Genomic DNA, 12,760 nt, shown 5'->3' on the forward strand with positions numbered 1-12,760 from the left:
AACTTCGCAGGTGAACGAAGATGAAACATCCGTGCCAGCTGATCGGGTTTCGGGCATACGGGAGGTTGGCGCACAAAGCAGGGGCGTGATCGGGCCCTGTTCAGGTGCTCAGTAGTCGAAGCGGTCCACCGCGCGCCGACGCTCGTTGTCATCACGCCGGTCATAGATGGCCGTGGTCTGGATATTGGCGTGGTGCGCGAGTTTCTGCGCAATCGACAGGTCGTGCTCTTCGATCACCCGGGTAATGAATGCCCGGCGGAAGTCATGTGGCATGATCTTCACCCCTACCTGGGCACCGCGCTGGCGTGCGATGTAATAGATGGCGTGCTTGGTGATACGCGCCCGGGTGATGTGGCTGCCACGGCGGATGCGGTTGAACAGGAACGGGTCGTCCTCGGCGCCTGCCGGCAGGTCCTGGCGGCGCAGGTCGAGCCACGCCTGCAACTTCTCGAACGCCCATGGCGGCGCGTACTTGATCAGTTGGCGGTTGCCCTTGCCCAGCACCTGCAGGCTACGCGCCTCGAAATCGACCTGGCCGAGATCGATGTCCACCGATTCGGACTTGCGCATGCCGGTACCGTAAAGCAGGGCAATGATCGCCGCATCCCGTACGCCCTGTGGCCGGGGGTCGGCCGCGCATACATCCATCAGCTCGCGAATCAGGCTACGCCGCAGGTTGCGCCCCGGTGGCAGGCGGCTGCCACTGTCCGGCTTGACCTCGCGAATGCGCAACAACTGTTCATGTTCGATCAGCCCCTGACGCCAGGCTTCGTTCACCACCCCGCGAATGGCATTGACGTACAGCGACGAGCTGTTGGGCGCGTAACCATCGGCGCGCAGCGCCGCGACCAGGGCGATCACATGGCCGGGCTCGAGCCGGTGCCAGGGCACATCAACGATATTGCAGTCGACAAAACCCAGTCGATCGGCAGCGTCCTGAAGAATGTAGCGCATGGTTTGCTGGCTGGATGGGGCCAGGCGGGCCATGTACTGCAGCAGCGGGTTTTTCGAGAGATCGGACAAAACGTGAATCCTGTAACGAAGCGTTGGCAACGGCGGACCGCACCAGCCCCTGAAGCAAGCCAAAACGACAGACATAGGAGACGACATGATAGTGCCGCAGGCATCGCATCATCACCCTGAGACAATGCCATCACCTTGATATGAAAGGGGTTTGCAGCTGGCACGGATCGTGATCTTACCCCAAATGCAGCCTCCTGACCGAACCAACCGGGATGCCCAAGCGATGCATGCGGGCTAACCAGCACTCAGCTGCTCGGCCACTGGCCACCATCCCGGGAACATCTGCTGAACCCGGGGCTCGGCGAAACGTTCGTCGATCAGCACCAGCACGCCTCGGTCCTGGTCACCGCGGATAACCCGGCCCGCTGCCTGAATGACCTTGCGTACACCCGGATAGAGGTAGGCGTAATCGAAGCCCGCACCGAACTGCCGGCCCAGGCGCTGCTTGAACTGTTCATTGACTGGGTTTACCTGCGGCAGCCCGAGCGTGGCGACGAACGCGCCGATCAGCCGCGTGCCGGGCAAGTCCACGCCCTCACCGAAGGCACCACCCAGGACGGCAAAACCGACGCCACGGCCATCCGCCACAAAGCGGTCGAGAAAGCCCTGGCGGGCGGCTTCGTCCATACCGGGCTCCTGGCGCCACGAGGGAATCCTCGCATGCTGCTCGGCCAGCAGTGTGGCCACCTGCTGCAGGTACTCGAAACTGCTGAAGAACGCCAGGTAGTTACCGGGCATCCGCGCATACTGTTCGGCAATCAGCGCGACGATCGGCGCCAGCGAGGCCTGGCGTTGCTGGTAGCGGGTGGACACCTGGCTGGCGATACGGACTTGCAGCTGTTCGGCGCGGAACGGCGCCGCCACCTCCAGCCAGGCGGTATTTGCCGGCATGCCCAGCAGGTCGCTGTAGAAATGCCGCGGGCTCAGCGTGGCGGAAAACAGCGTCACACTGCGCGCCGCCTGCATGCGCGGGGCCAGCAGGCGCGCCGGGTTGACGTTGCGCAGGCTCAGGCTGGCCAGCCGCCGCTTGCGCGGCCCCTGGCGCTGGCTGATGTCGAACAGGAAATGCTCGTCGAACAGTTCGGCGACCCGGCTGAACTGCAAGGCCTGGTAAAAGAACTGCAGTACTTGCGGGTCGATTTGCCCAGGTGCCTGGTTCATCTGCTCCTGGATCAGCCCGATGCACTGCTGCAGTGCGCGCAACAGCCCATCCGGCAGCGCGTCGCTGGCCTGGTAAGGCGCCCGCTGCTCCTTGTATAGCGCGTTCCACTGCCGGTTCAAGCGGTCCAGCGCACTGACCAGCCCAGGCGGCTTGCTCTGACGCAGTGCCAGCAACTGGGCCTGGTCGAGGCTGGCGCTGTACATGCCACGCCCGCGCTCGACCAGGTTGTGCGCCTCGTCCACCAGCACCGCTACGCGCCACTGGTTGGCCTGGGTCAGGCCGAACAGCAAGGCGTGGGCATCGAAATAATAGTTGTAGTCCGCTACCAGCACGTCGACCCAGCGCGCCATTTCCTGGCCCAGGTAGTACGGGCACACCTGGTGCGCCAGGGCCACGTCACGCAGCTGTGCGCGGTCGAGCAGCGGCAACGCGGCCGCTGCTTCGCGCGCGGCGGGCAGGCGGTCGTAGAAGCCCGCCGCCAACGGGCAGGACTCGCCGTGGCAGGCCTTTTCCGGGTATTCGCAGGCCTTGTCGCGGGCGATCAGTTCCAGGGTGCGCAGGGCCGGTTGCGGCGTGGCCTCGGTGATCTGCTGCATGGCATCCAGGGCCAGGGCCCGGCCTGGCGTCTTGGCCGTGAGGAAGAACAGCTTGTCCAGTTGCTGCGGCGCCATGGCCTTGAGCAGCGGGAACAAGGTGCCGAGGGTCTTGCCGATGCCGGTGCTGGCCTGGGCCATCAGGCAACGGCCAGTGCTCACCGCCTTGTACAGGGTTTCTGCCAATTGGCGCTGCCCCTGGCGAAACGCCGGATACGGGAAGCCGAGCGCCTGCAGGCCCTGGTTACGCTCGGCCAGGCGCTGCTCCTGCCGGTGTGCCCAAACCAGGAAGCGTTGGCACTGGGTTTCGAAGAAGGCTTGCAGTTCGGCGGCGGTGCAGTGCTCGCTGACCAGCGTCTGGCCGTCGGTGTCCACGTCCAGGTATACCAGTGCCACCTCGATGGCCGACAGTTGCCGTGCCTGGCACATCAACCAGCCGTAGACCTTGGCCTGTGCCCAGTGCAACTGGCGATGGTTGGCCGGCTGGCGCGCCAGGTCGCCTCGGTGGGTCTTGATCTCTTCGAGGCGATTGCAGGCAGGGTCATAACCATCGGCGCGGCCACGCACCTTCAGGGTTTCGAAGTGCCCTTCCAGGGCGATTTCCGACTCGTAGCCCGCAGCGCGCCGTGCCACGACCCGCCGATGCCCCTCGATCCCCTCCTGGGCGGTGGGCGATGGTGTAAAGCGCAGGTCCAGGTCGCCGACCTTGGCGCTGAATTCGCACAGGGCGCGCACCGCCACGCTGTAACTCACGGCGTATCGCTCCAGCGCACATGGCATACCGCGACAGGCAGGCCGTGCGCCCGGCAGAACGCCAGCCAGCGCAGCTGGTTGTCCTGCAGGCGGTCGCCGGGGCCCTTGACCTCGACCATGCGATAGCGGCCCTCCCCGGGCCAGAACTGGATCAGGTCGGGCATGCCGGCGCGGTTGTTGCGGATGTCCTGCAACAGGCGCAGGAAACACTGCTTCAGATGCACTGCGGGCAGGCAGGCCAGCGCCTGTTCAAGCAGCGCCTCGCTGAGCATGGACCAGAACACGAAGGGCGATTGCAAGCCTTGCTTGGCGGCATAGCAGTCGAGAATGGCCTGGTGATGGCTACCGTCGTCAAGCCGCCCCAGGCAACGTTCGAACAGTGTGCTGCGCCGTAGCTGGAAGTCGCTGTCATGCAGGTCCTGGGGCGCAGCCTGGAACGGGTGGAAGAACGCGCCAGGCACCGGGGCGAAGATCGCCTCCCAGCAGAGCAGGCCGAACAGGCTGTTGAACAGCGTGTTCTCCACGTAATGCACCGGTCCACCGTCCTCGGCCAGATGCTGGCGCACGGCCTCCTCCACCCCCAGTGCGGCGTGTTCGCGTGGTAGTTCCAGCTCGATAAGTTCAAGGGCAGCCTCACGCCGGCGTGGCTGTGGCGGGCCGCCGAGCTTGCGTGCCAGGCGTGGCAACATGCGCTCCAGCGCCTGCACTTCCAGTGCGTTGGCCGGTGTCGCCGCCATGTGCAGCGCCAGGGCATGCGCCTCGGACCACTGCTCGCTGCGCTCCAGCACCCGCACCTGGCGGATGCGCGCCTGGGCATGCTGGCATTGCGCGTAGACAGCCATGGCCTGCACCCAGTCGCCCTGGCGCTCGCACTGCTGGCCCAGGGCGAATTGCAGGCGCGCATGACGCCGGGCCAGCCACGGGTTGTCGCTGTGCAGGCCGTGCAAGGCGGTGAGGATCGCCCCCGGGTCGTCGCCCTGCTCCAGACGCTCTGCGCACTGGTGCAAGGCCATGGCCAGGTCGACTTCGGCGCGTTTCTGCAAGGCTCGCGAATCGTTGCTGAATGGCACCTGCTCATAGCGCAACAAGCCCAGGTCGGCGAGGACGAAGTCAGACCAGTCCTGGTGAAGGTTGCCGAAAAACAGCAGGCGCATGCGGTCACACAAGGGCTGCTGGCACCACTGCAGGATGCGCACGCCACTGTCGGGGAACCACTCGGTCAGTGCCCGGGCTTGCAGGCCCAGCGGTTGCAGCTGTGCCAGCAGTTCATGCTTGGCGGCACGCGGACGGCTCAGGTACCGGGCAAAACAGCGGGCAAGTTCGTCCTTGCGCAACAGGGTGAACAGCTGTTCCAGCGCCAGTTGCCCGGGCTCCTGCACCCAGCCGAGGGCCAGCAACGGCTGCAGCGCCTGCCCGGTGTCGCCGATTTCGGCGTAGTCGAGGCGGTCGCTGCGAAACAGCTCGCCCTTGCGCATGACCATGCGCACCATGAGGGCCTGCGCCGGGACAGCCAGCTGGCTGAAGGCGCGGATGAAACCCAGGTCCTGATCGTCGAGCAGGTCTGCGTAGCGTTGTTCTACCCACTGCATTACCTGGCGGAAGTTGTGCAGGTAGTAGAACGGGTCATCGACGGAATGGGCGATCACTGGGCTGGGTCAGGCGGCTGGAATGGACACTGGTTATACATACAGATCAACTGGCTGACAAGTGCCGCAGGTCGTGCCGCGGTCAACCCGCGGCGCGGCAGCTGCGCAGCGCCCGGCGTTGTTCCATCACTGCTCCCGCGCCCCTCGACCGACCGTCCCGGCGGGCCGCCCGCAGCGCAATTCCAACGCCTGGGCCAGGCGTTCCACGGCCTGTTGCAGGACCTCCGCCTGCCCGCCAACCCATACCAGTGCCAGGTACTGCTGATACCGCCCCTGCAGGCTGAACTGCCCGCCCGCAAGCGCATGCAGTGCCGAGCCAGTCAACGCCGCGACAATGTTTTCCCAGACCAGCGGCTGGCGAAAACGCACCCAGAGTGCCTGCCCGCCCTCGGGCATTTCCAGCACCACGCGCTGGCCGAATTGCAGCTCCAGCGCACGCGCCAGGCATTGCGCGCGTCGTTGCAGGTCCGTTCGCAAGCGGACCAGTTGCGCCTCGACCTCACCCCTGCCCAGCATCTGCGCAAGCGCCTGCAGGCGCAGTGGCGCAAGCCGGAACCCGCGCTCGGCGAACGCCCCGGCCAGCACGGCCCCCTGCCCCAGAACATAGGCATAGGGGGCCTCGGCCCCTATGACAGCCTCGAACGCCCCCATTACCAGCAACCAGCGCGGGTCGGCCCAGTCACGCAGGCGCCTGGTCGGGGGCCCGCAGTAGCAGTGGTCACTGTCCAGATCGTTTTCCAGCAGCCACACCGGGTGGCGGGCCAACAGCTCGCCCAGCTGCTGCTGGCAGTGTGGCGTGACCAGACGCCCCTGAGGCATGCCAAGGCACGACGGCATGACCACCATGCCCACTGGCTCGCTTTCCAGCAGCCGGGCCAAGGTACGCAGGTCCGGGTTACCGCGCGGGTCTGCCGGCACTTCCAGCACGCGCATGCCGGTGCGTTCCAGGGCGCGCAGCAATTGCGGACAGCAGGGCGAATGGACGAGCACGGTCTCCCCCTGCAAGGCCAGCGCTGCCAGCAATGTTTCCAGCAGCGCGGGAACATCAGGGGCCAGTTGTACGTCCTCGGCACGCCAGTACTGGCCGGAGGAACGGGTGTAACGCGCTGCCAGCGCATTGCGCAGACGGACGCTGCCGAGTTCTGCCCAGCCCGCGGCACTGTGCGCACGCTGGCGCGCCAGGCGCCGTTCATGGCTGAACAGGGCACGTTCGAGCGTTGGCTGCGCCGGCAATGGCGCCTGGTGGGGCATGGCCGCAGCTGCACGTGTCGCAGCACCTTGTATGTAGTAACCCGATCTCGGCAGGCATTGTACCCGGCCCTCCTCTTCCAGCAGGTTGTAGGCGCTCTGCACGGTGGCCAGCGATACCCTCAGCCGGCGCGACAGCGCGCGCAACGACGGTAAGCGGCATGTGCCCGCCGCCGGCGCCTCGTCGATCAGCGCTATCAGGTAGCGGTACACCTTGCGATAGGCAAACTCGCCGCGAACAGCCCGCGCCATCAGGATTGCCCCGCCACATCACGCCACCGCCCTGCCGCGCAGCGCGGCACCCAGCGCAGGTGGATATCGCGCTGCGCCAGGTTGCTCATCAGGCGCCAGGCCGTCAGGCGCAAACGCCCGCCATAGATCGCCCGCAGCTGCCCCAGCGACAGGCCGCTGGTGTTGACCAGCCAGTCCTTGACCGCCTCCGGGCAGCTTTTACCCTGCAGGGCCCGGTGCAGATAGGGCAACGCCACCAGCATGTCGGCATGCCGACACTGCAGGAACCGCTCGAGGTTCCTCCCCTGCCTGGCGAACGGCCTGAACAGTACGCACACCAGTTGGGTCTGGTTGATACCGTAGGCTTTGCCAAACTGCACCGGCTGCACATCGCCGTGGCGACTGCCGCCAGCCTTGCCAGCCAGGCTTAGGGCAGGTCGATCGGCCTGTGGTTCCAGGCTGTAGTCGTGCAGTTCATGCAATTGCACCAACGCCGACGGTTCGATGAACGCCGCCAGCGGCCAGGCATCCCGGGCGCCATCGTCACAACAGCCGAGCATCACGTCGAGCTGTTGCACATCCAGCAGATGGGGTAGCAGGTCGTCGATGGCAAACACCCGCACCGGCGCCTCTTCCGTGACAACGCTTGCGGCAGGTTCGCCCTGCGCGTCCAGCGCCCCGTCGACGGTGCCGTGCAGCCAGCCCAACCCCTGGGCCAGCGTTGCCACGCACTGATGCACCTGCTGCGAACCGTGCGCGCCTGCCAGGCGCAGGCTGCGCCGGGCCCAGGCCAGATACTTGCGCCGCTGCCGCGCGGGGACGGCAGTGACCAGGACGTCGGCAGGCGCCTGGTCCCGCAGTGCAAGGCCCACGGTTTCGGCCAGCTCCAGATGCAGCCGGCTACCCAACAGGGCTTCGGGCGTGGCATCGACCAGGTGGCCAAAGACCAGCATGGCATCCCGCGCTTGCCGCCACCGCTCGCCTGCAGCCGCAGGCCGACAGCTGAACGGCACTACCTCGCGCCCCTCGATCATCTCCAGCCGCACCCGTTGATCATCCTGCATGAACAGGCCACTGAAGCAGCGTTCATGGCCTTCGAGCGTAGCGCGGTCCGCGCTCGGCAAGCTGACCACCAGCACCCGCAACTGGAAGGTGACCGGCGCACGCAGGGCAATGCTCAACTGCGCGGCACGCAGCATGGCCAGTAGCCGCGTACTACGGCGGTCGCTGCCCTGCAGCACCAGCAGGCGGAAGGTGCCAATGTATTCGGGCCCACCTGCTGCAACCAGCAACCGTTGTATCAGCAACTGCAAGGAGGCACGCTGGGCCTGGGACATGTGACTCAGCAAGCGTTCGAGCACCTGCTGGTAGATATAGTGCATTGCCTGGTCGTGAATAGCAGTCACGAAATCACCTCATCAACTTCAAGCAACCCAAGCAAGCCGAACAGTGAATTGCTCGAGCAAATGCCTCGGCGTTTCCAGAAGAAATTTCCTACAACCAAATGGAAGTAATGACGTAACCACTCTCTGTCGCCAAGCCATCGAAAAGAACGCACCAGCACGCCAGTCCACTGCTACCAAATACTGCCCTGGCTCGGGCATAGCCCTGCTCATCCCACGCTCCTTGTGCAAACTATCATCGGGCCATTATCGAGGGATGGAAAGCGAATAGAAGATACAGATCAGGGTATAAAAACCATTCAGAGAAAACGGAAAAACACATTGACCGCAGGAAGGCGATAGTTCAACACAGAAAACCTGGCAAGATATTTCGTTATGCCACGGAGGCCCAATTTGTAAGTAATCCGGTTCTCTGGTTGCTGTAAGTAATTTCTGTTTTTAATAGTTGACTCATTTTCCACGGCGCAAAAAAAACCCGGGGCAAAGCCCGGGTTTCCTGACCATTCGAACAACCCTCAGTGCTGCGCCATATCCAGCACCACACGCCCGCCGCACGGGCATTGGTCCATGTAGCGGTGCGCCTCCACCACCTGCTCGAAGGGGTATACCTTGATGATCTGCGGTGTCAGCAACTGGTCGGCCGTGAACTGGTTGATATCGCGCAGGGCACGCTGCAACGCCACTTGGTCCTGACTGATACCCAGCTCCGGCTTGCCAGTGAAGTTTCCGATGCAATGCACATAGAACTGGATGTTCTTCTGGAACGCCGCGCACGCCGGGAACGGTGTCTGGTTGCCACCTTGCAGGCCATACAGCACCAGGCTGCCACGCGGCGCCAGGACATCGCCCAGCAGCGACATCTGCGGCCCGCCCATGCCGTCGAGGACCATGTCCACGCCACGGCCATCGGTGTACTTGCCAACCTGCAGCAGCAAATCCTGCTCTTCGGTGACGATCACCTTGTCAGCCCCCAGGCCCAGCAGGTATTCACGCTGTTCCGCTTCCTTGGTGGCGGCGAACACTTTCAGCCCGAGAGCCTTGCCCAGTTGCACGAACGCCGGGCCCGCGCAATGGCTGGCGTCGGTGACCAGCGCCGTTTGCCCGGCCTTGGCCCGGGCCAGGTCGACATAGGCGAAATAGGCGATCAGCAGCGGCGTGTAATGCACGCTGGCCTCGATCGGTGTGAGTACATCCGGGTAGCGGGTAATGGCGGTACGTGGCAGTACGATTACGTCGCCATAAACCGGGTGCTGGTTGGCACTGGTGGCCGGGAAACTCGCCACCCGGTCGCCAACCACGATGTCCTCGACACCTTCGCCAACCGCAGTCACCACCCCGGCCATTTCGTGGCCGATGCCTGCCGGCAGGCGTGCCTGGGAGGGGGCCAGGTTCTGCCGCCAGAGCACGTCATACCAGCTGACGCCAACCGCTTCGACGCGGATTTGCACCTCGTCGACAGCGGGTGACGGTTCGGCCTGCTCCTCGCAACGGAGCACATCGGCAGCACCGAACTTGTGGAACCGGATCATGCGGGACATCGCATACCTCGCCTTTGTGAACCTCTAATTACCCTGAACTCTATCCGGGCTTTACCGGTTAGACCATCAGTGGTCATTAATAGTCGACATGCTTGTCATCGATTGGGCACCAGACTTTCCTTGCGATTGGCCCCCGTAAACCCGTGCAGGGTACCAGCCTTTGGCCTTAAGATTCACCCCTGCCCCCTTTCAGGCGAAGCGCCCCGATGAATCGAAACGACCTGCGTCGCGTAGACCTCAACCTGCTGATTGTGTTCGAAACGCTGATGCACGAGCGCAGTGTGACCCGTGCGGCGGAAAAGCTGTTCCTCGGTCAGCCCGCTATCAGTGCGGCCCTGTCACGCCTGCGCAACCTGTTCGACGACCCGCTGTTCGTGCGCACCGGCCGCAGCATGGAACCTTCGGCCAGGGCGCATGAGATCTTCGCCCTGCTATCCCCTGCACTGGACTCGATTTCCACCGCCGTCAGCCGTGCCGCCGAATTCGACCCGGCCACCAGTAATGCGGTGTTCCGCATCGGCCTGTCGGACGACGCCGAGTTCGCCCTGCTGCCGCAGTTGCTCAAGCGTATCCGTGCCGAAGCACCGGGCATCGTGCTGGTGGTGCGCCGGGTCAACTACCTGCTGATGCCGACGCTGCTGGCTTCCGGCGAGATCTCGGTGGGGGTCAGCTACACCAGCGAACTGCCAGCCAACGCCAAGCGCAAGGTGCTGCGCCGCAGCATGCCGAAGCTGTTGCGCGCCGACAGCGTTCCCGGCGCCATTACCCTGGACGACTTCTGTGCCCGGCCGCACGCGCTGGTGTCGTTCGCCGGTGACCTGTCGGGGTTCATCGACGAAGCCCTGGAGGAAATCGGTCGCAAGCGTCATGTGGTGCTGGCGGTGCCGCAGTTCAACGGGTTGGGGAGCTTGCTGGCGGGCACCGATATCGTGGCCACGGTGCCGGATTACACGGCCGATGCGCTGACCGCAGCGGGTGGGCTGCGGGCGGAGGACTTGCCGCTGGAGGTGCGCAGTTTCGAACTGCACATGGCCTGGCGCGGAGCGCAGGACAATGACCCGGCAGAGCGTTGGTTGCGCTCGCGGATACAGATGTTTTTCGGTGACCCCGATAGTCTTTGACTGGGGTCAACCAAGCGCCATAGCCCTTTGAATACATGGCGCTAGCTATTGGCTGTAGACCAGCGCTTCGCGGCCCCTCATCGCCGGCAAGCGCGGCTCCCACAGGTACAGCGCAGGCCTGAAGGCTGGTGATTTTCCTGTGGGTCAGAGCCTTTAAACAGCCAGGTAACCTTGGGCAGCGTCGCACACCGTGCCGATGGTGTTCGCCCAGAGCATGATGGCAACCGTTCTACCCGCCTACCCTGCCACCCTGTCAAAGGGGGAAATCCTTGGACACCAACCACCCGAGCCCATGGAACACTTTACATGCCTATCGACTTCAGGCCCGCCCAAGCCTCGGACGCACATGATATTGCGCGCTTCTTTCAACTGACATCGGAGGGTATGGCCGATTACATCTGGAGCAAGCTTGCCGCACCCGGAGAAGCATTGCTGAGTGTCGGTGCGTCTCGTTATGCCAGGGAACAGGGCGACTTTTCCTACAAGAACTGCCTGATGGCCACTTTCGAAGGACGTGTCATCGGCATGATGCATAGCTATGCCTTGCGCGAGAGCCCCGACAGGCCTGCCGAGACAGACCCGGTCCTTGCGCCTTATTCAGACATGGAAATACCCGACACCTTGTACATATCCAGCTTGGCCCTGGATGAGGCATGGCGCAGCCAGGGGCTGGGCGCCCAGTTTCTGCGCCTCGCCCAGCAGCGCGCCGAGGACGCTGGCCTGGACGGGATGTGCCTGATCGATTATGCAGAAAACCACGGTGCACGCCGCTTCTACGAACGTCACGGTTTTCAAATTGTTAAAACCTGCCAGATCGTTCCGCACCCGATGCTGGGCGTAACCGGTGAAGCCTATTTGATGTATCGCCCTGCCCATAACGTGCTCGAGAAAAAACCATGACCAAGAAACTTACCGTGTTCCGCGAACTGGATATCGAACCGGTGCGCGACCTTCCGTTCTTTGAAGAGGTCGTGGAAGGCACCCCGCATACGCTGACGTCCAAGTACTATCACGATGAACAGCAAGGTCGCATTTCCGGAGAATGGGAAGCCAGCACCGGAGCGTGGCGTATCGACTACAAGGTCTGGGAGTTCTGCCATGTCCTGAGTGGACGCTGCGTCATCGAGCTCGAGGGTTGCGCTCCCATCACCCTGGCCGCTGGCGACACGTTCATTATCGAACCGGGCGCCAAGGGCAAATGGACCGTGCTGGAGGACATGAAAAAGAACTTCGTGATCCTATTGCCCGCTATCTAGGCACGAGGTCGCGTTTCATCGAGCGCAGCGCAAGGGACTGAGCTGCGCTGTCGCGCATGGAGCCGACCCTTGGTGGGAACCGCCTCAGGTCGCGAAAGGGACGCAGCACGGCCCTACGATCTTGAGGCTGCCTGGTCAGGCTGTGTGCCAATACTCGCCAGAAAAACCTCGGTATCGCGATTGCTTCGCAGGCAGACCGTGCGACAACCCGACGGGGCCATTGCCACCAATCGCTTCATGGCCTCCCGAGACGAGGTTCTTGTCCGCCACATGAACCTGAAAAAGGCTGGCAGGTTGGCCAGCAGTTCCGGGCAGTTGTCCGGCAAGTCTGGTCGGGTTCGACCGCGGTTCAACATCGTCCTGAGGAGTACGCGCCAGAATCGAAGCGGCGCCGGGCGATCAATCCATATCAACATGTCGGCACGGGCCAGGCGGTGGTTCCACGTGGCCGAATGCCCGCCTTCGAAGATCCAGCACTCACCGGCCTCGACCTCGTGGCAAAGACGCGTCTTCTCCTCCCGGCTCCGTTCGACCCATCCGGGCTGCCAATGAATCCTGTCGATGTGCACGACCGGCAAGCCTGTGCGTTCGCCAAGCTTGCGTGCCAAGGTACTTTTCCCAGACCCTGGCTGACCAATGATCATCACCCGTTGCATTGAAACTCCCTGTCGCCATGCCAGCTGGATGTCAGGCTCGCCATTGTACGCAACAGTTCCTGCCATTTGCGCTGAGGCGTATGGCCTGAACCCTTCCCGACATCTGCAACGTCCCACATTTCCTGATAGG

Annotated in this window: 10 protein-coding genes; 3 read left to right on the forward strand and 7 right to left on the reverse strand. The window is 63.7% G+C overall.

What is annotated here, in order from left to right; genetic code table 11:
• Positions 1-108 precede the first annotated feature (108 nt).
• From B4L76_RS12740 to B4L76_RS12765, 6 genes are all read right to left on the reverse strand, one after another.
• Positions 109-1,023, reverse strand: coding sequence for a site-specific integrase (locus B4L76_RS12740; protein WP_296232926.1), 915 nt, complete (start codon positions 1,021-1,023; stop codon positions 109-111).
• A 234-nt stretch (positions 1,024-1,257) separates the two neighbouring features.
• Entirely contained in the window at positions 1,258-3,531 is a 2,274-nt protein-coding gene (locus B4L76_RS12745) for an ATP-dependent DNA helicase (RefSeq protein WP_296232927.1), read from the reverse strand.
• A complete protein-coding gene (locus B4L76_RS12750; protein ID WP_296232929.1) occupies positions 3,528-5,177 on the reverse strand; it encodes a VRR-NUC domain-containing protein in 1,650 nt (549 codons plus the stop codon). The genes B4L76_RS12745 and B4L76_RS12750 overlap by 4 nt, the downstream gene beginning before the upstream one ends.
• A gap of 126 nt (positions 5,178-5,303) precedes the next feature.
• Positions 5,304-6,677, reverse strand: coding sequence for a GntR family transcriptional regulator (locus B4L76_RS12755; RefSeq protein ID WP_296232932.1), 1,374 nt, complete (start codon positions 6,675-6,677; stop codon positions 5,304-5,306).
• Positions 6,677-8,062 (reverse strand): hypothetical protein, encoded by a 1,386-nt coding sequence (locus B4L76_RS12760; protein ID WP_296232933.1) that lies wholly within the window; start codon positions 8,060-8,062, stop codon positions 6,677-6,679. Before B4L76_RS12760 ends, B4L76_RS12755 begins: the two co-directional genes overlap by 1 nt.
• Before the next feature lie 512 nt (positions 8,063-8,574).
• Entirely contained in the window at positions 8,575-9,597 is a 1,023-nt protein-coding gene (locus B4L76_RS12765; protein ID WP_296232934.1) for a zinc-dependent alcohol dehydrogenase family protein, read from the reverse strand.
• Positions 9,598-9,803: 206 nt separating this feature from the next.
• Here B4L76_RS12765 and B4L76_RS12770 point away from each other — a divergent pair, with 206 nt between their 5' ends.
• The 3 genes from B4L76_RS12770 to B4L76_RS12780 all read left to right on the forward strand — a co-directional run bounded on the left by B4L76_RS12770 (position 9,804) and on the right by B4L76_RS12780 (position 11,974).
• Positions 9,804-10,718: a LysR family transcriptional regulator gene (locus tag B4L76_RS12770; protein WP_112249302.1), complete on the forward strand. Its 915-nt coding sequence runs from the start codon at positions 9,804-9,806 to the stop codon at positions 10,716-10,718.
• Positions 10,719-11,024: 306 nt separating this feature from the next.
• Positions 11,025-11,618 carry a GNAT family N-acetyltransferase gene (locus B4L76_RS12775; protein ID WP_296232937.1) on the forward strand — a complete coding sequence of 198 codons (594 nt, stop codon included), beginning with the start codon at positions 11,025-11,027 and terminating at the stop codon, positions 11,616-11,618.
• Positions 11,615-11,974, forward strand: a complete 360-nt coding sequence (locus B4L76_RS12780) for a cupin domain-containing protein (protein WP_296232938.1) — start codon at positions 11,615-11,617, stop codon at positions 11,972-11,974. The genes B4L76_RS12775 and B4L76_RS12780 overlap by 4 nt, the downstream gene beginning before the upstream one ends.
• Positions 11,975-12,087: 113 nt before the next feature.
• On the opposite strand, the gene B4L76_RS12785 is transcribed toward B4L76_RS12780, so the two are convergent.
• The gene (locus B4L76_RS12785; protein ID WP_296232940.1) at positions 12,088-12,630 is read right to left on the reverse strand and encodes an AAA family ATPase; all 543 of its coding nucleotides are present in this window, start codon (positions 12,628-12,630) and stop codon (positions 12,088-12,090) included.
• Positions 12,631-12,760 lie beyond the last annotated feature (130 nt).

The sequence above is a fragment of the Pseudomonas sp. UBA4617 genome, from assembly GCF_002386445.1.
In the GTDB taxonomy this organism is placed as follows: Bacteria; Pseudomonadota; Gammaproteobacteria; order Pseudomonadales; family Pseudomonadaceae; genus Aquipseudomonas.